The organism is Serratia sp. G204Y (genome assembly GCF_051172435.1).
Lineage (GTDB): Bacteria > Pseudomonadota > Gammaproteobacteria > Enterobacterales > Enterobacteriaceae > Serratia > Serratia sarumanii.
Genome location: NZ_JBPIZA010000002.1, coordinates 494,582 through 512,637 on the forward strand (window position 1 = coordinate 494,582; position 18,056 = coordinate 512,637).

Annotated in this window: 13 protein-coding genes and 3 tRNA genes; 4 read left to right on the forward strand and 12 right to left on the reverse strand. The window is 61.1% G+C overall.

The window, feature by feature from the left end; genetic code table 11:
- Positions 1-5: 5 nt before the first annotated feature.
- From hflX to nnr, 7 genes are all read right to left on the reverse strand, one after another.
- Positions 6-1,286, reverse strand: a complete 1,281-nt coding sequence (gene hflX, locus ACSBQQ_RS16760; protein WP_004933675.1) for a ribosome rescue GTPase HflX — start codon at positions 1,284-1,286, stop codon at positions 6-8.
- Between the two features lie 98 nt (positions 1,287-1,384).
- On the reverse strand, positions 1,385-1,693 hold the full coding sequence (hfq, locus tag ACSBQQ_RS16765) for an RNA chaperone Hfq (protein ID WP_004933678.1): 309 nt from the start codon (positions 1,691-1,693) through the stop codon (positions 1,385-1,387).
- 114 nt (positions 1,694-1,807) lie between these two features.
- On the reverse strand, positions 1,808-2,749 hold the full coding sequence (miaA, locus tag ACSBQQ_RS16770; protein WP_048321235.1) for a tRNA (adenosine(37)-N6)-dimethylallyltransferase MiaA: 942 nt from the start codon (positions 2,747-2,749) through the stop codon (positions 1,808-1,810).
- Positions 2,742-4,625, reverse strand: a complete 1,884-nt coding sequence (gene mutL, locus ACSBQQ_RS16775) for a DNA mismatch repair endonuclease MutL (RefSeq protein ID WP_048321234.1) — start codon at positions 4,623-4,625, stop codon at positions 2,742-2,744. The genes miaA and mutL overlap by 8 nt, the downstream gene beginning before the upstream one ends.
- A 22-nt stretch (positions 4,626-4,647) precedes the next feature.
- Complete coding sequence (gene amiB, locus ACSBQQ_RS16780; RefSeq protein ID WP_060428805.1) at positions 4,648-6,480, reverse strand: N-acetylmuramoyl-L-alanine amidase AmiB; 1,833 nt, start codon at positions 6,478-6,480, stop codon at positions 4,648-4,650.
- Positions 6,481-6,487: 7 nt separating this feature from the next.
- A complete protein-coding gene (tsaE, locus tag ACSBQQ_RS16785; RefSeq protein WP_033648706.1) occupies positions 6,488-6,958 on the reverse strand; it encodes a tRNA (adenosine(37)-N6)-threonylcarbamoyltransferase complex ATPase subunit type 1 TsaE in 471 nt (156 codons plus the stop codon).
- A 10-nt stretch (positions 6,959-6,968) separates the two neighbouring features.
- Entirely contained in the window at positions 6,969-8,483 is a 1,515-nt protein-coding gene (gene nnr / locus ACSBQQ_RS16790) for a bifunctional ADP-dependent NAD(P)H-hydrate dehydratase/NAD(P)H-hydrate epimerase (RefSeq protein ID WP_039567867.1), read from the reverse strand.
- Between nnr and queG the strand changes: the two genes are divergently transcribed.
- Positions 8,482-9,621, forward strand: coding sequence for a tRNA epoxyqueuosine(34) reductase QueG (queG, locus tag ACSBQQ_RS16795; RefSeq protein ID WP_033648708.1), 1,140 nt, complete (start codon positions 8,482-8,484; stop codon positions 9,619-9,621). The genes nnr and queG overlap by 2 nt on opposite strands.
- 311 nt (positions 9,622-9,932) lie before the next feature.
- Here queG and ACSBQQ_RS16800 read toward each other — a convergent pair.
- The 4 genes from ACSBQQ_RS16800 to orn form a co-directional block, all read right to left on the reverse strand.
- Positions 9,933-10,008 (reverse strand) — tRNA-Gly (locus ACSBQQ_RS16800).
- Positions 10,009-10,062: 54 nt separating this feature from the next.
- A tRNA-Gly gene (locus ACSBQQ_RS16805) sits at positions 10,063-10,138 on the reverse strand.
- 66 nt (positions 10,139-10,204) lie between these two features.
- Positions 10,205-10,280: transfer RNA gene (locus ACSBQQ_RS16810), tRNA-Gly, on the reverse strand.
- A 191-nt stretch (positions 10,281-10,471) separates the two neighbouring features.
- Positions 10,472-11,017, reverse strand: coding sequence for an oligoribonuclease (gene orn / locus ACSBQQ_RS16815; RefSeq protein WP_033636776.1), 546 nt, complete (start codon positions 11,015-11,017; stop codon positions 10,472-10,474).
- Between the two features lie 240 nt (positions 11,018-11,257).
- Here orn and rsgA point away from each other — a divergent pair, with 240 nt between their 5' ends.
- From rsgA to mscM, 3 genes are all read left to right on the forward strand, one after another.
- Positions 11,258-12,307, forward strand: coding sequence for a small ribosomal subunit biogenesis GTPase RsgA (gene rsgA, locus ACSBQQ_RS16820; RefSeq protein WP_033638924.1), 1,050 nt, complete (start codon positions 11,258-11,260; stop codon positions 12,305-12,307).
- A 76-nt stretch (positions 12,308-12,383) separates the two neighbouring features.
- Complete coding sequence (gene asd / locus ACSBQQ_RS16825) at positions 12,384-13,277, forward strand: archaetidylserine decarboxylase (protein ID WP_033636775.1); 894 nt, start codon at positions 12,384-12,386, stop codon at positions 13,275-13,277.
- Between the two features lie 13 nt (positions 13,278-13,290).
- The gene (gene mscM / locus ACSBQQ_RS16830; protein WP_033648710.1) at positions 13,291-16,638 is read left to right on the forward strand and encodes a miniconductance mechanosensitive channel MscM; all 3,348 of its coding nucleotides are present in this window, start codon (positions 13,291-13,293) and stop codon (positions 16,636-16,638) included.
- Between the two features lie 67 nt (positions 16,639-16,705).
- On the opposite strand, the gene epmA is transcribed toward mscM, so the two are convergent.
- Positions 16,706-17,683 carry an elongation factor P--(R)-beta-lysine ligase gene (gene epmA, locus ACSBQQ_RS16835; protein WP_004929681.1) on the reverse strand — a complete coding sequence of 326 codons (978 nt, stop codon included), beginning with the start codon at positions 17,681-17,683 and terminating at the stop codon, positions 16,706-16,708.
- Between the last annotated feature and the right edge of the window lie 373 nt (positions 17,684-18,056).

The following is an 18,056-nucleotide window of genomic DNA, read 5'->3' on the forward strand; positions in this document are numbered from 1 at the left end:
TATGATCATACGATAAAGTCAATCAGGTCCTGTTCTTGCTTGCAGAGACGACGCCATTCGACGATCGGCATTCGCACCACCACGCCAATGCTGCCGTCTTCTTCGTTCCACTCTTTTTCAATCGCCTGAAGCTGGTAAAAACGGCTGCGAAGACGGCCTGCCCGTGGCGGTAAGCGCAATTCGTAATGCGCGATCTCCCCCGATAAGCGCTCCGTCAACGCCTGATACAGCAACGGAATTCCCTCTCCGCTGGCGGCGGACAGCCACACCCGGATCGGCAGGTTTTCGTCGTTGCGGTCGATACGCGGCACAAAATCGTCCAGCATATCTATTTTGTTCATCACTAACAGTGTAGGGATTTCATCCGAGTCTATCTCCGCCAGCACGGTGTTCACCGCTTCGATGTTCTCATCGACGCGCGGATCTGCGGCATCGATGACGTGCAGCAGCAGAGATGCCTGGCGCGTTTCCTGCAGCGTCGCCTTGAAGGCGGCCACCAGATCGTGCGGCAGGTGCCGGATAAAGCCTACGGTATCCGCCAACACGGTATCCCCCACGTCCGGCACGTCAATGCGCCGCAACGTAGGATCCAGGGTGGCAAATAGCTGGTCCGCCGCATACACCTCGGCAGACGTTATTCGGTTAAACAGGGTGGATTTGCCAGCGTTGGTGTAGCCAACCAGCGATACGGTCGGCACATCGGCCCGGGTCCGCGCGCGTCGGCCTTGTTCACGCTGCTTTTCTACCCGCTCCAGGCGGCGCAGAATCAAGCTGATGCGATCGCGCAACAGGCGACGGTCGGTCTCAAGCTGGGTTTCCCCCGGCCCGCGCAGGCCAATCCCCCCTTTTTGCCGCTCCAGGTGCGTCCAGCCGCGTACCAGACGCGTGGCGATGTGACGCAACTGAGCCAGCTCCACCTGCAGCTTACCTTCATGGGTGCGGGCACGCTGGGCGAAGATGTCTAAAATCAGCCCGGTGCGATCGATCACCCGGCATTCGCACAGGCGCTCGAGGTTTCTTTCCTGCGCCGGGGAAAGGGAATGATCAAACAGGACAACAGACGCGCCGCTGGCTTTCACCGCATCTGCAATTTCTTCGGCCTTTCCTTCGCCGACAAAGTACTTCGGATGCGGGGCTTTGCGGCTACCGGTCACCACTTGCAAAGCTTCGACACCGGCTGAGGAAACCAACGATTCGAACTCGTTGAGGTCTTCCGTATCTTTGTCTTGCGAGAAATAGATATGAACCAGTACGGCCTGCTCACCGGCTTCATAACGGTCAAACAAGCGTGCAACCTCTCAAACGGACACTCACCGTGAGTTTGGGGGACATAAACAGCCCGCGGCTGCTTATGCTCCCCGTCATGGTTGACTTGCAACGCGCTTTATTCAGCGTCATCGCTTTCCTGCTGCGGCTGTTGCTGCGCAGACGGATTGTTGCCATGGTGATAGTTGCTTGAACCGCCGCTCGGGTTGTTGCTGTGATGCGAGACCGGGCGAGACGGGACAACGGTAGAGATAGCGTGCTTGTACACCATCTGGCTAACCGTGTTCTTCAACAGGATGACAAACTGGTCAAAAGACTCAATCTGGCCTTGCAGCTTAATACCATTCACCAAATAAATAGAAACCGGAACACGTTCACGACGCAATGCGTTCAGGAACGGATCTTGCAAAGATTGCCCCTTAGCCATTCTATCTTTTCCTTATTTGCTTGTTGTTTGTAACTAAGAACCTGTCGGCTCTAAAATAAACGACGTAAAAAATTTGCGCGCTGAATACTCAGCAATTGTACACAATCACCCAACCTATGCACTAACAACCTGTGTCACCGAGTCCAAAGCCTCTCCCGGCTTTTCACTGTCCAACCAATGGACCGACTCCCAACCCCGTAACCAGGTCATCTGGCGTTTAGCCAACTGACGTGTTGCGCAAATACCACGATAAACCATCTCATCGTAACTAATTTCACCAGACAAGTATGACCACATCTGGCGGTAACCGACACAGCGAATGGAGGGCAAGTCCGTATGCAAATCACCCCGTGCGAAAAGTGCACGCGCTTCCGTCTCAAAACCCGCCGCCAACATTTGATGGTACCGCAGCTCGATGCGTTGATGGATCAACTCACGGCTGGTCGGCGCTATCGCAAATTGGTGAACTTGATACGGCAACGATTCACCCGAAATTTTAGTCAGTTCCGTTAAAGTTTTACCCGAAATAAAAAAAACTTCCAGTGCTCTGGACAGTCTCTGCGGATCATTCGGATGAATTCTCAATGCCGCGACCGGATCGATCGCCTGCAACTGCCGATGCAACGCCTCCCAGCCCTGCTCCGCCGCTTGCCATTCGATGCGCTCGCGCACCGCGGGATCGGCGGACGGCAGCGGCGACAATCCTTCCAGCAACGCCTTGAAATACAACATGGTGCCGCCGACCAGCAGCGGAATGCGCCCGGCGGCGGTGATGTCGGCCATCTCCTTCAGCGCGTCGGCGCGAAACTCCGCGGCCGAGTAGGCTTCGGCGGGATCGCGGATATCGATCAGCCGATGCGGCGCCTGCGCCAATTCTTCGGCGCTCGGCTTGGCGGTGCCGATATCCATGCCGCGGTAAATCAGCGCGGAATCGACGCTGATCAGTTCCACCGGCAGGCGTTCGCGCAGCGCGATCGCCAGCGCGGTCTTGCCCGAGGCGGTCGGCCCCATGATGAAAATAGCCGGGGGACGTGGTGTCATTTCAGTGTCAGTCATGCTTGAGGGCCGCCAGTGCGGCCTGTAAATCAACGGGTTGTAAAAGTCCGCTCGGTGGCGATTTGACCAGCTGCGGGCAAAGTCGTTCAACGTCGGTCAACAATTGTATCGCTTGCGAGGTGTTCCACTGTTCATGTTCGCTGCCAAGACGGCGAGCGAGCCAGGTGGCCAGCACCGCGGGCGACATCTCCTGATGTTCGGCCAGATAGCCTAACAGTTCGGGTATCAGTTTTTGTAAATTTTGTTGGCGTAATGGTAAAGGCACTGCGCGCAGCGTCACACGGCCGTGATCCGTCTGCAGATCCAGCCCCATCGCCACGAGCAGCGCCTGATGCCGCGCAATGGCCGCCGCTTCGCGCTTCTCCAACGTCAGCTTAATCGGGATCAGCAGCGGCTGCGGCCGCAGCCCTTCCGCCGGTGGGTTGAGCTGCGCCTGGCGCAGCCAGCGTTCGGCTACCGCCAGATTGAGCAACGCCGGCTGCTGGCGCTGCTCAATCAGCGCGTAGCACGGCGGATGGATCATCAACACCCGGCCAAAACTGTGTTGGCCGCCCGCCAACGGCGTTTCCGCTGCGGCTTTCGCCGGCGGGAACAGCGGCGGCTTGCTCGAAACTTCCGGCGCGGCATCGGCCTGCGGCTCGGCGGCGGGCTGCATCAGTTTACCGTACAGCTCGCCTTCGCGTTTCTGGTAACCGCCCGCCGTTTGCCAACCCGGCTGCGGCGCCCGCTCGCGGGCGGTGCCGGCCGGTGGCGGCGTTTCACGGCGCGGCGCAGGCTGAGAAAAATGGTTGCCGCCGGCGGCGATGCGGTTCTCCGGCTGCCAGACCGGCGCGGGCGCTTCGTCAGGCGTTTCCGCCAGCGGCAGCGGCGGCGTCTGACCGGCCTGCTGCAGCACGGTGGTTACCGCCTGGTAGATAAAATCGTGCACCAGCCGCGCCTGATGGAAACGCACTTCGTGCTTGGCGGGATGAACGTTGACGTCCACCTGGTGCGGATCGACCTCCAGATACAGCACGTAAGCGGGCTGCTGATCGTCCTTCAGCTGATCCTGATAGGCCTGACGAATAGCGTGATTGATCAAGCGATCGCGCATCATGCGGCAGTTGACGTAGCAATACTGCATTTCACCCAGCTGGCGCGCCCCGGCCGGATCCGCCACCCAACCGCGGATGCTCAAATCGCCGTGCTGCCAGTCGATGTTCAGCGCATGCTGCAAGAACGCCGGGCCGCAGATGCTGCCCAAACGGCGTTCGTGCTGGCTCTCTTCTTTCGCCGCCCGGTATTGGCGGATCGGTTTGCCGTTGTGGCTGAGGTTGATCGCCACATCGAAACGCGCCAGCGCAATGCGCCGCACCACTTCATCGATATGGCCGAATTCGGTTTTTTCGGTGCGCATGAACTTGCGGCGCGCCGGCGTATTGTAAAACAGATCCAGCACTTCCAGCGTGCTCCCGACCGGGTGCGCGGCGGGTTTGACGGTCACCGCCTGCTCGCGCCCTTCGGCATAGGCTTGCCACGCCTCGCTTTGCTCGGCGGTGCGCGACGTCAGGGTCAAACGGGAAACCGAGCTGATACTGGCCAGCGCTTCGCCGCGGAAACCGAGGCTGACGATAGCCTCCAGATCGTCGAGCGTGCTGATTTTACTGGTGGCGTGCCGCGCCAGCGCCAACGCCAGATCGTCCTTGCCGATGCCGCAGCCGTTGTCGCGAATGCGGATCAGCTTGGCACCGCCGCGTTCAATATCGATATCGATGCGCGTTGCGCCGGCGTCCAGGCTGTTTTCCACCAGCTCCTTGACGACCGACGCGGGGCGTTCAACCACCTCTCCGGCGGCAATCTGGTTGGCAAGCTGCGGCGGTAACACCTGGATAGGCATGCTGGCTCCTGTAGCGATGGCGCTAGGCCTGCGGAATGGTCAGCGTCCGATCCAGCGGCGCGACGTCCGACTTCAGATTATTGACCCGTTTCAGATCGCCGACGCTGACCCCGTAGCGAGAAGCGATGGAGGAGAGCGTATCCCCGCGGGCCACTTTATGTTTAGACGTTTTCTTCACCGGCGTTTTCGCCTTGGCGACGGTGGTGGTGACGGCGGCGGCTTTCCCCGCCGGCACCTTCAGACGTTGCCCTACCCACACGCCGTCTTTTTTCAGTTTGTTCAGATCCCGCAGCGCCGCCATGGTGGTGCCGTAGCTGTCGGCGATGCCGGACAGCGTTTCCGCACGCTTCACCACGTGGATCCGGGTCTTGCCGCTTACGCTGCGGCTCGCGCCGGCCGAGCTGACGATAGGCTCAGGCTGGCGCACGTCTGGTGTTGAGGTGTTAACCGCCGCTGCGACGTCCAGCGGTCGGTTTTCCACCTTTGGGTCGGCTTGCAGCGGATGCGCCAGGAAGTAGCTGCGCAGGCCGTTATGAATGGCTCTGGCAATCTTCTCCTGATACGCGCTACTGCCCAGCAGCCGCTCCTCCGTGCTATTGCTGATAAATCCGGTTTCCACCAGCAGCGAGGGAATATCCGGCGAACGCAGCACGCCCAGGCTGGCGTGTTCCGGCCGGCGTTTATGCAACGATCCGACACTCTGCAACTGCTGCAGCACTTTCACCGCCACGTCGTATCCCACGCGCTGCGAGTGGCCGAACTGCAGATCCAGCACTGCCTGGCTCAGGTAAGGGTCAGCCTGGCTGTTGGCCAGCAGATCGCCGGCGCCGCCGAGCAGCTCGGACTGTTTCTCATGCTGTTCGAGCCAGCCGGCCATTTCGCTGTTGGCGCGGCGATTGGACAGCACCCAGACGGAGGCCCCGCTGGCGCTGCGGTTTGGCGCGGCGTCGGCGTGGATAGAGACCAGCACGTTGGCGCCCTGTTTACGCGCCACATCGGAGCGCCCCATCACCGAGATGAAATAGTCGCCGGTACGGGTCAGCACCGGTTTGAACTGCGGATCGGCGTCCAGCATCGCCTGCAGGCGGCGCGCGATGGCGATGGTGACATTCTTTTCTTTCAGCCCGCTCGGGCCAATGGCGCCCGGGTCCTGGCCGCCGTGGCCGGCGTCGATCGCTACCACCACCCGATCGCCGGAACCGGCGGAAACGCGGCTGCTGCGCGGCGTGACCTCTGTGGCGGTGCCTGCGACCACGGTCTGTTTATTGGTGAAGGGATTCGATCCTGTCGGCGCTTTGCGCAGCGGCGGCTCCGGCGCTTCACGCACCGCGACCGGCGCCTGGCGCGGTGGCTGGCTGACCGTGACCGGCGCCTGACGCGGCGGTGGATTGACCGCAACCGGCGCAGGCGTTTGCACCGGCGCTTTACGCACCACGGTATTGGCGCCGCCTTCGGCCGTAATGGTGAACACCACGGTATGCACGCCGCCGTTCTGGCGGGTGGCGACGCGGGTTTTGGCGCGCTGGGTCAGATCAAACACCAGGCGCACGCTCTGCGCGTCTTTCGGCGCGCTGGAACGAATGCTTTTCACCAGGTTTTGCCCGCTGAAATTGAGCGGAAGACCGCCGACCTTGCCCTTCTGGTTAACGTCCAGCACCACGCGTTCCGGGCCGTGCAGCGGGAAAAACGCATAGTCCGGCGGGCCATTGAAGCTCACCGACACCGTCGCTTCGCGTTGGGCGTTGGACACTTTGATATCGGACAGCGAGGACGCCGCCAGCGCGTTCAGCGCGCCGAGCGGCCCCAGCACGGCGATCAGCATGATGACCGCAAATTTTTTCAACACGTGCGTCATTGCAGCATCATCCCTGTGATCCATGAATGCGGTCTAACAGCTGGCTGCCGTATGCGGAAATCGCCTCGATCTTCGCCTCTCGCCCCTCGCCCTGATAGCTAAGATGCAGCGCCAGATCCGGCTCCGGCAGCACGCCGGTGCCCTGCTGCGGCCATTCGACCAGGCAGATGGCGTCTTGCGCGAAGTAATCGCGAATACCCATGAATTCAAGCTCTTCCGGATCGGCCAGGCGATACAGATCGAAGTGATACACCGCCAGCGGCTGCAAGGCATAGGGTTCCACCAGCGTGTAGGTCGGGCTTTTGACGTTGCCCTGATGCCCTAACGCCTGCAGGAAACCACGGCTGAAGGTGGTTTTACCGGCGCCCAGGTCGCCGTAGAGATAGATGACGCTGGCGCGATCGCAGGCCTGGGCCAAAGTGGTGCCCAAAGCGACAGTCGCTGCCTCGTCCGGCAGAGGTAAAACGAGTTCTTTCATTCGATAAAGTCTATTTTGCCCACTCAGGGTTAACGAAATGAAGGATGTCCGGCAGTAAATCGGTCGCCAACATGCCTCTTGTTCCTTGTCTTTCCGCTACGCGATCGCCGGCCGCGCCGTGTACGACGCAGCCCGCACAGGCGGCATCATACAGCGAGAGCTTTTGCGCCAGCAAACCGCCGATGATGCCCGACAGCACATCGCCCATGCCGCCGGAGGCCATGCCAGCGTTGCCGACGTCGGCGATCGCCATCTGCCCCTGCTCATCGGCGATCAGCGTACCGGCGCCTTTCAGCACCGCCACGCCACCGTAACGCGCCGTCAGCTTGCGCACGGCAAGTAAGCGATCACTCTCGATGTCGGCAGTGCTGCAGCTCAACAGCCGCGCCGCCTCTCCAGGATGCGGAGTCATCACGCGATTCTGCCGTTTCTCGGGATTTAATGCCAGCAAGTTCAGCGCATCGGCGTCCCACAAGGCCGGTTTATCGCTGGTTTGCAGCACGTTCAAGGCGTTTTTGCCCCACTCAGCCTGGCCCAGACCCGGGCCAATCACCAGCACATCCGCCCATTGCATCGCCTGTCGCAGCGTCGCCTCGTCCAGCGCCTGCGCCATCAGCTCCGGCCGAGCCGCCAACAGCGGCGCGACATACTCCATGTGAGTAAGCACTCGCACCAACCCAGCCCCACTGCGCAGCGCCGCTTCCGCCGCCATGCGAATGGCGCCGCCGAACCCGCGATCGCCGCCCACCAACAGCAGGCGGCCATGCTCGCCCTTATGGGCGCAGGGACGGCGCGGATGCAGCCAACGCGGCAACACCTCGGCGGTAAGCCGCTGAATCTGCTCCGGTTGCTTCGCCAACCAACCCGATAAGCCTAGCGCATTCTGATGAAGTTGCCCGACCCAGTCGCGCGCCTGACCGGTCAGCAACCCCGGTTTGAGGCCGATGAACGTGACGGTGTGCGCGGCACGCACGACCGCGCCCGGCGCCGCGCCGCTCTCCGCCAGCAGGCCGGACGGGATGTCAAGAGCCACCACCGGTGCCGAATGGCGGTTGGCGGCCTCGATCAGCGCGTCGTAGGGCGCACGCGGCGCGCTGCCCAGGCCGGTACCTAACAGGCCGTCGATGATGAGAGAAACAGACGCCGGCCAGCGGCTGCTCGCCGGCAGAATGTCGCCGCCTGCGGCTTGCCAGGCCTCGCGGGCCGCTGCGGCTTCCGGTGGCAAAGGCCGTGCGCCGTCGCAGGCGATCAGCGTCACCTGCACGCCCGCCGCCTTCGCCAGGCGCGCCACCACATAGCCGTCGCCGCCGTTGTTGCCGTGGCCGCACAGCACCAGCCAGTGGTCGCGGGAGGGGTACGCGTTGCGCGCCAGCGCGTAGGCCGCCTGACCGGCGCGCTGCATCAAATCGTAAAGAGAAATACCGAGCGAGGCCGCCGCTGCGGGTTCCGAGCGACGGATCCAATCCGCAGGCCAGACAGAGTGTGGTAAACTGTCAGCGTATGCTTTTTCACTGTGGCCCGTCATGACGCACCCCCTCGATCTCCATCAACTCGCCCAACATATCAAGCAATGGGGGCAATCGCTAGGATTCCAGCAGGTTGGCATCTGCGATACCGATTTGAGCCTTGAAGAGCCGAAGCTGCAGGCCTGGCTCGACAAACAGTACCACGGCGAAATGGAATGGATGGCGCGCCACGGCATGTTGCGCGCGCGCCCTCACGAACTGTTGCCGGGCACGCTGCGAGTGATCAGCGTACGCATGAACTACCTGCCGGCCAAGGCGGCATTTGCCAGCACCTTGCAAAATCCGCAGCTGGGCTACGTCAGCCGCTATGCGCTGGGGCGCGACTATCACAAGCTGTTGCGCCAGCGCCTGAAAAAGTTGGGCGATCAGATCCAGGCCTACTGCGGCGAGTTGAATTTCCGCCCCTTTGTCGATTCTGCGCCGGTGATGGAACGCGCGCTGGCCGCCAAGGCGGGCATCGGCTGGGTTGGTAAACACTCACTAATTCTCAACCGTGAAGCCGGGTCATGGTTTTTCCTCGGCGAATTGCTGATCGATCTGCCGCTGCCGGTAGACCAGCCGCAGGAAGAGCAGTGCGGCCGCTGCGTCGCTTGCATCACCACCTGCCCGACCGGCGCCATCGTCGCCCCCTATACCGTAGACGCCCGGCGCTGCATCTCCTACCTGACCATCGAGCTGGAAGGCGCGATCCCGGAGGAGTTCCGCCCGCTGCTCGGCAACCGCATCTACGGCTGCGACGACTGCCAGCTGATCTGCCCGTGGAACCGCTTTTCGCAGCTTACCGACGAAGACGATTTCAGCCCGCGCGCCGCGCTGCATGCGCCGCAGCTGATCGATCTGTTCAACTGGACGGAGGAAAAATTCCTGCGCATCACCGAAGGCTCGGCGATACGCCGCATCGGCCACCTGCGCTGGCTGCGCAATATCGCCGTGGCGCTGGGCAATGCGCCCTACGAGGACGGCATCGTGCTCGCACTGCGCACCCGTTTGGGCCAGAACGCCATGCTGGACGAACATATCCACTGGGCGCTGGCGCAACAGCTCGCCCGCCGCGAAGCGCAGGGCATCGAGGTGCAAACGGCGCAGAAAAAACGGCTGATACGGGCTGTGGAAAAAGGTTTGCCAAGGGATGCCTGACGGCGTGCGCCATTCGGACGTAGCGCCGGAAGACTCACTCTGTGGATTTGTGCATAAAAATAAAAACACGTTGTCTTTCAACTGCAACAAAAAGAGCAAGTGATCGGCATAACGTTTTGGGATAAATAAATAAACTTATAAATCAAATAGATAAATATTTAATTTGTATGACGTTGATTTTTCAGGCAGGCGAGTTTATGTGCAGAGGCTGTGGATAACTCTGTTCACAACATTTTTACCAGGCGTGTAAAACGGGACAAAAACCCGCGCCGGATAAGGCGTTGGATTTGAGTTTGAAACGAAGAGAAAATTGGAGCGGGAAACGAGACTCGAACTCGCGACCCCGACCTTGGCAAGGTCGTGCTCTACCAACTGAGCTATTCCCGCATTGAGATGCTTTTGGCATCCGGCCACCAAACACTGGCGTGACCTTTGAATTTTTGGAGCGGGAAACGAGGCTCGAACTCGCGACCTCAACCTTGGCAAGGTTGCGCTCTACCAACTGAGCTATTCCCGCGTCGCATAGGTACTGCTTGATACTGCTTTATTTATTCATCATGCCGCATCGCGACATTGTTGAATTTGGAGCGGGAAACGAGACTCGAACTCGCGACCCCGACCTTGGCAAGGTCGTGCTCTACCAACTGAGCTATTCCCGCCCGGCGTATCGATGGTGGAACGTTACGAAATTCTTCATCGGTACGGGGTGCGCATTATACGAGAAATCCTTTTTGCCGCAAGCCCCTGAAAGCAAAAAAACGCGATTTTTGTTTGATTGCCGATTAAAGCGCCAGATTGGCGAATTAAGCGGCTAAAACCGGCATTTTTTCCCCGCAGAGGCCCTCGCACCTTAGAGCTGGATGAAATGTTCGCGGTAATACGCCAGTTCGGCCACCGATTCACGAATGTCGTCCAGCGCCTGATGGGTGCCCTGCTTTTTAAAGCCGGCGAGAATTTCCGGCTTCCAGCGGCGCGCCAGCTCCTTCAGCGTGCTGACGTCCAGGTAGCGGTAATGGAAGTAGGCCTCCAGCTCCGGCATATAGCGGAACAGGAAACGGCGATCCTGGCCCACGCTGTTGCCGCAGATCGGCGATTTGCCGGCCGGCACCCACTGCTGCAGGAAGGCTATCGTTTCCAGCTCGGCGGCGCGATCGTCCTGGCGGCTGGCTTTCACCCGCTCCACCAGCCCGCTGCCGGTATGGGTGCGCACGTTCCACTCGTCCATCAGCGCCAGCTGTTCGTCGGACTGATGCACGGCGATCACCGGCCCTTCCGCCAGGATGTTCAGGTTGGCGTCGGTGACCAGCGTGGCGATCTCGATGATGCGGTCACGCTCGGGATCCAGCCCGGTCATCTCCAAATCGATCCAAATCAGGTTATTTTCGTTTCCTGTCATGATGTTTCCTGCCTAAAAGCCGAGAGAAAAACGCTGTGCGGACGAGACGGCGGGCGCCGCCGGTGGCGACGCGCCGCAGCCGACGGCTAACAACGGTTATTTAATATAAAATAGCGTGTATCATAGTCTTTTTGGTCGCCCTGGGCGACATATACCCCGACGGGTTCAAGGCTGCGGCCGGGGAAGGCCCCAACCGCCGCCGTACGTGTAAAGGTATAAAATCGAGTCAAGTGAGGCGCAGTGAGTAAGAACAAACTGTCCAAAGGTCAGCAACGCCGCGTGCAGGCGAACCATCAGCGCCGTCTGAAGCGCGCTGATAACAAACCGGAACCGGATGATTCCCAACTGGGCGAGCCGCAGGAAGGCGTCGTCATCAGCCGTTTCGGCATGCACGCCGACGTTGAGGCGCCGGATGGCACTCAGCACCGCTGCAATATCCGCCGTACGCTGCGTTCGCTGGTCACCGGCGATCGCGTGGTGTGGCGCCCCGGCCTGGGCGCCCATGAAGGGGTGAAGGGCATCGTGGAAGCGGTGCACGAACGCACCTCGGTGCTGACGCGCCCGGACTTCTACGACGGCGTGAAGCCGATCGCCGCCAATATCAATCAGATCGTCATCGTGTCGGCGATCCTGCCCGAGCTGTCGCTGAACATCATCGACCGCTATCTGGTGGCCTGCGAAACGCTCGAAGTCGAGCCGCTGATCGTGCTCAACAAAATCGACCTGCTGGACGCCGAAGCGCGCAAGCTGGTCGACGGCATGATGGATATCTATCGCAAGATTGGCTACCGGGTGCTGGAAGTCTCCAGCCAGACGCGAGAAGGCATGGCGGAGTTCGAACAGGCGCTGGCCGGGCGCATCAGCATCTTCGCCGGCCAGTCCGGCGTCGGCAAATCCAGCCTGCTGAATGCGCTGCTGCCGCCGTCCGAAGAGCAAATTCTGGTAAATCAGGTTTCCGACGTATCGGGCCTCGGGCAACATACCACCACCGCCGCGCGGCTGTACCATTTCCAGCACGGCGGCGACGTGATCGACTCCCCGGGGGTGCGCGAGTTTGGCCTGTGGCACCTGGAGCCGGAACAAATCACCCGCGGATTTGTCGAATTCCGTGATTATTTAGGCGGTTGCAAATTCCGCGACTGCCGCCACGATACCGATCCCGGCTGCGCCATCCGCGCGGCGATGGAGAAAGGCGATATCGCGGAAGAGCGTTTCGACAACTATCACCGCATTCTGGAAAGCATGGCGCAGGTGAAGGTTCGCAAGAACTTCACGGACGCCGCAGACTGACACTGACGGGCGGGCATTGACGACGGCGAGGCCCTCGTTACAATGCGCGCCCTTTACCCTGATTCACGAGGTTAACGTGCTGGATAGCATCAAGATTAAATTGCAATATTGGCTACCGAAGCTGGCGCTGACCCGCCTGGCGGGCTGGGGCGCCGACAAACGGGCCGGCTGGCTGACCCAACTGGTGATCAAGGCCTTCGCCCGCTTCTACCGCGTGGACATGCAGGAAGCGCAAAATCCGGACCTGGCGTCTTACGCCACCTTCAACGACTTCTTCGTGCGCCCGCTGCGCGATGGCGCACGCCCAATCATCGCCGACGCCAACTGGCTGGCGCTGCCCGCCGATGGCGCCATCAGCCAGCTCGGCCCGATCCGCGACGATCAAATCTTCCAGGCCAAAGGCCATCACTACAGCCTGGAAGCGCTGCTGGCCGGCAACTACCTGCTGGCCGAACCGTTCCGCAACGGCCTGTTCGCCACGACCTATCTGGCGCCGCGCGATTACCACCGCGTGCACATGCCATGCGCCGGCGTGCTGCGCGAAATGATCTATGTGCCGGGCGATCTGTTCTCGGTCAACCCGCTCACCGCCGCCAACGTGCCTAACCTGTTCGCGCGCAACGAGCGCGTGATCTGCGTGTTCGACACCGACATCGGGCCGATGGTGCAAATTCTGGTCGGCGCCACCATTGTCGGCAGCATCGAAACCGTTTGGGCCGGCACCGTCACGCCGCCGCGCGAAGGCATCATCAAACGCTGGACCTACCCGGCCGCCGGTGAAGAGGGCGCCATCGCGCTGGAAAAAGGCGCCGAGATGGGCCGCTTCAAGCTTGGCTCCACGGTGATCAATCTGTTTACCGCAGGCAGCGTGCAGCTCGCGCCGCAGTTGCAAAACGGCACCGTCACCCGCATGGGTGAGGCGTTCGCCGAAATCCCGGCCGCCGCTGAAACACCACAGACCCCGCTCTAAAGGAATCGACGCCGTGCGCCTGATCATCACGCTTTTGCTCGGTTGCCTGCTGTGGCAACCGGCGCTGGCCGCTCCCCTGCCGACCGAGACCCAGCTCAAGCAAGAGCTGAAGCAGGCGGAAAGCAGCAAAAACGCGCCGAATCAGGCGGAGACCACCGAGGCGCTGCAAAGCGCCCTCAACTGGCTGGCGGAGCGTAAAGAGTCGCAGACTCGCTCCGAGCAGTATCAGAGGGTGATCGACGATTTCCCGAAGATGACGCAGGAACTGCGCCGTCAGCTGGTGCTGGAAAGCAACAAGATCCTGCCGAACGGCGACGATCTGCCGGCCGCCGAGTTGGAACAGCAGATCCTGCAAACCAGCAGTCTGCTGCTGGAACAGGCGCGCCTGCTGCAGCAAGAGCAGGATCGCACGCGGGAAATCAGCGATTCGCTCGGCCAGCTGCCGCAGCAGCAGACCGACGCCCGCCGTGCGCTGACGGAAGTGCAGCGCCGCCTGCAGGCGCAGCCCGCCAACCCGACCACGCCGTACGCGCAGGCCGCCCTGGCCCTGCTGCAGACCGAAGCCGCGGCGCGCAAGGCCAAAGTGGACGAGCTGGAACTGGCGCAGCTGTCGGCCAACAACCGGCAGGAGCTGGCGCGCATGCGCGCCGAAGTCTATAAAAAGCGCCACGAGAAAATAGACGTTCAGCTGCAGGCGCTGCGCAACAACCTCAACGCCCAGCGCCAACGCGAAGCGGAACAGGCGCTGGAAAAAACCGAGCAGCTGGCCGAGCAGAACGGCGATTTGCCAAAAAGCATCAGCCAACAGCTGCAGATCAACCGCGAACTGTCCGCCGCGCTGAACAGCCAGGCGCAGCGCATGGATCTGATTTCATCGCAGCAGCGGCAGGCGGCGGCGCAGACGCTACAGGTGCGCCAGGCGCTGAGCACCATCATCGAGCAGGCCCAGTGGCTCGGTTCGTCGTCGGCGCTGGGGGAAACCCTGCGCGCCCAGGTGGCGACGCTGCCGGAAATGCCCAAGCCGCAACAGCTGGACGGCGACATGGCCCAGCTGCGCGTGCAGCGCCTGCAGTTTGAAACTCAGCTGGAAAAACTGTCGCAGCGCGAATTCAAGCGCGACGACGGCAGCGCGCTGACCAACCAGGAGCAGCGCATCGTCGATGCCCAGCTGCGCACCCAGCGCGAGCTGCTGAACTCGTTGTTGTCCGGTTGCGACACCCAAATCCTCGAGCTGACCAAGCTGAAGGTGGCCAACACTCAGTTGATCGAAGCGTTGAACGAAATTCGCGACGCCACCCACCGCTATCTGTTCTGGGTGCCGGACGTCAATCCGATCAACTTCTCTTATCCGCTCAACGTGGCGCACGATCTGACGCGCGTTCTGTCGCTGGACACGCTGTCGCAGCTCGGCGGCGCCTTCATGATGATGGTGACCAGCCGCGAAACGCTGATCCCGATCTTCGGCGCCCTGCTGCTGGTGATTTTCAGCATCAGTTCGCGCAAGCACTACCACGCCTTCCTCGAACGCGCCAGCAGCCGCGTCGGCAAGGTGACGCAGGACGAATTCTTCCTGACGGTGCGCACCGTGTTCTGGTCGATTCTGGTGGCGATGCCGCTGCCGGTGCTGTGGGCCGCGCTCGGCTACGGCCTGCAGAGCGCCTGGAACTACCCGGTGGCGGAAGCGATCGGCAAAGGGGTGACCGCCACGCTACCGATCCTGTGGATCTGCATGATCTGCGCCGCCTTCGCCCACCCGCAAGGGTTGTTCATCGTGCACTTCCGCTGGCCGGCGAAGCAGGTTTCGCGCGCCATGCGCTACTACAAGATGTCGATCTGGCTGATCGTGCCGCTGATCATGGCGCTGATCACCTTCGATAGCCTGAAAGAGCGCGAGTTCGCCAACACGCTGGGGCGGCTGTGCTTCATTCTGCTGTGTCTGGCGCTGGCGCTGGTCACCCACAGCCTCAAGCGCGCCGGCATCCCGCTGTATCTGGATAAAAACGGCTCCGGCGACAACATGCTCAACAGCGCCTTCTGGGGGCTGCTGCTGTCGGCGCCGCTGCTGGCGGCGCTGGCGTCGAGCGTCGGTTATCTCACCACCGCGCAGGCGCTGCTGGCGCGCCTGGAAACTTCGGTGGCGATCTGGTTCCTGCTGCTGGTCGTCTACCACATCATCCGCCGCTGGATGCTGATCCAACGGCGACGCATCGCCTTCGACCGCGCCAAACAGCGCCGCGCGGACATTCTGGCCCAGCGCGCCCGCGGCGAAGACGAAACCTCGCATACCCCGAACAGCACCGAAGGTTCGGTGGATATGGACTACTCAGAGATAGACCTGGATACCATCAGCGCCCAGTCGCTGCGGCTGGTGCGTTCGATCCTGACGCTGATCGCGCTGGTGTCGGTGATCGTTTTGTGGTCGGAGATCCACTCCGCCTTCAGCTTCCTGGAAAATATCTCGCTGTGGGACGTGACCTCGACGGTCAACGGCGTGGAAACCGCCCATCCGATCACCCTCGGCGCAGTGCTGATCGCCATTCTGGTATTGATCATCACCATGCAGCTGGTGCGCAACCTGCCGGCGCTGCTGGAACTGGCGGTGCTGCAGCACCTGGATCTGTCGCCGGGCACCGGTTACGCCATCACCACCATCACCAAATACCTGCTGTTGCTGTTCGGCGCCATTCTCAGCTTTTCCTGGATCGGCATCGAATGGTCGAAACTGCAGTGGGTGGTCACCGCGCTCAGCGTGGGTCTCGGCTTTGGCATGCAGGAGATTTTCTCCAACTTCATCTCCGGCCTGATCATCCTGTTCGAGAAGCCGATCCGCATCGGCGATACCGTAACGATCCGCAACCTGACCGGCACGATAACCAAGATCAATACCCGTGCGACCACCATCGCCGATTGGGACCGCAAAGAGATCATCGTGCCGAACAAGGCGTTCATCACCGAGCAGTTCGTCAACTGGTCGCTCTCGGACGCCATCACCCGCGTGGTGCTGACCGTGCCGGCCCCGGGCGAGGCCAATAGCGAAGAGGTGACCAAGATCCTGATGAACGCTGCCGAGCGCTGTTCGCTGGTGCTGGACAATCCGGTGCCGGAAGTCTACCTGGTCGATTTGCAACAGGGCATTCAGATCTTCGAGATGCGTATTTACGCCGCCGAGATGGGCCACCGCATGCCGCTGCGCCACGAGATCCACCAGTTGATCCTGGCGGGCTACCGCGAGCACGGCATCACGCTGCCGTACCCGCCGTTCCAGGTGCGCACCGAGACGCTGTCGCGGCTGACCAACAACGGCCGTACGCCGCCGTCCACGCCGGCGCCGAACACCAAGCGCGACGCCGGGGGGCTGTAAGCGGTTCTCGCGATAAAAAAAGGGCCGGCAAATGCCGACCCTTTTGCTTTTCTCTGCGCCTGAAACGTCAGGCGATCCCAACCGGGAAAGCCAACACGTCGCTCAGGCTCTCGGCGCCCAGCGCCAGCATCACCAGGCGATCCACGCCCAGCGCCACGCCGGAACATTCCGGCATGCCGTGCTGCAACGCCGCCAGCAGGTTGTAGTCGATCGGCTGCTGCGGCAGGCCGCGCTCCGCGCGTTTGCGATTGTCCTGCTCGAAGCGCTGCTGCTGTTCACGGCCGTCGGTCAGCTCGCGGAAACCGTTCGCCAGCTCAATGCCCTTGAAGTACACCTCGAAACGCTCCGCCACGCGGTGGTCTTCGGTGCTGATCTCCGCCAACGCCGCCTGGCTGGCCGGGAAGTGGTAAACGAACGCCGGCTTTTCACGGCCGATATGCGGCTCCACGCCCACGGTAAACAGCAGCTGCAGCAGCGTATCGCGGTCTTCTTCAGTATCGGCGATGTTGCTCAAGTCGAGCTTGGCCGCCGCTTCACGCAGCTGCGCCTTCTCCGCCGACAGCGGATCGATGTCCAGATGGCGCAGGAACGCCTGCTGATAAGACAGGGTCTCCGCGCTCTCGCAGTCCAGCACCTGTTGCAGCAAATCGTCCACCTCGTTCATCAGGCGGTACATGTCGTAGTGCGGACGGTACCACTCCAGCATGGTGAATTCCGGGTTGTGATGCCGCCCGGCTTCTTCATTGCGGAAGCTGCGCCCCATTTGGTAGATCGGGCCGCTGCCCGCCGCCAGCAGGCGCTTCATGTGATATTCCGGGCTGGTCATCATGTATAGCGTCAGGCCCTCTGCCGCCCCCGGCCCGACGAAACGCGTCTCGAACGGGAACAGGTGAACGTCGGTGACCGTCGCCTGGCTCATGGTGGGCGTCTCAACTTCCAGCACGCCACGATCGGCGAAGAAACGCCGGATCTCAGCCAGAATCGCTGCGCGTTTCAACAAATTGGCGATGGGTGCACTAGGCTGCCAGCTTGCCGTTTCGCTCATGGTAATTAACTCCGAAATCAAACAGGGGATGCAGTCTACTCGCATCCTTGCAGCCAAACAAATTCTTCACGATGCGCAACCGGCCATAACGCCAATTTCCGATAAATAGGCGACAAAAGCGCGTTAAAAAGGGTAAAGCACGCCGAACACGCGAAAAGGCAGGCAAGCCTGTTGGTCGAGCGTTAATCGACAAAACAATCGATCACATCAAATTTCGACTACTTAACTTTAGGTATAGTTAATTCCCCATTATTGGTGGGAGATATCTATCCTTAACCTTTAAGCAACATTAATCGGTTCAATTAGTTAGCACCCGAAGAGCTCGCTAAATTTTAAGCATAGATATTTAACTTGCCGTTCTTAACAAGAACAT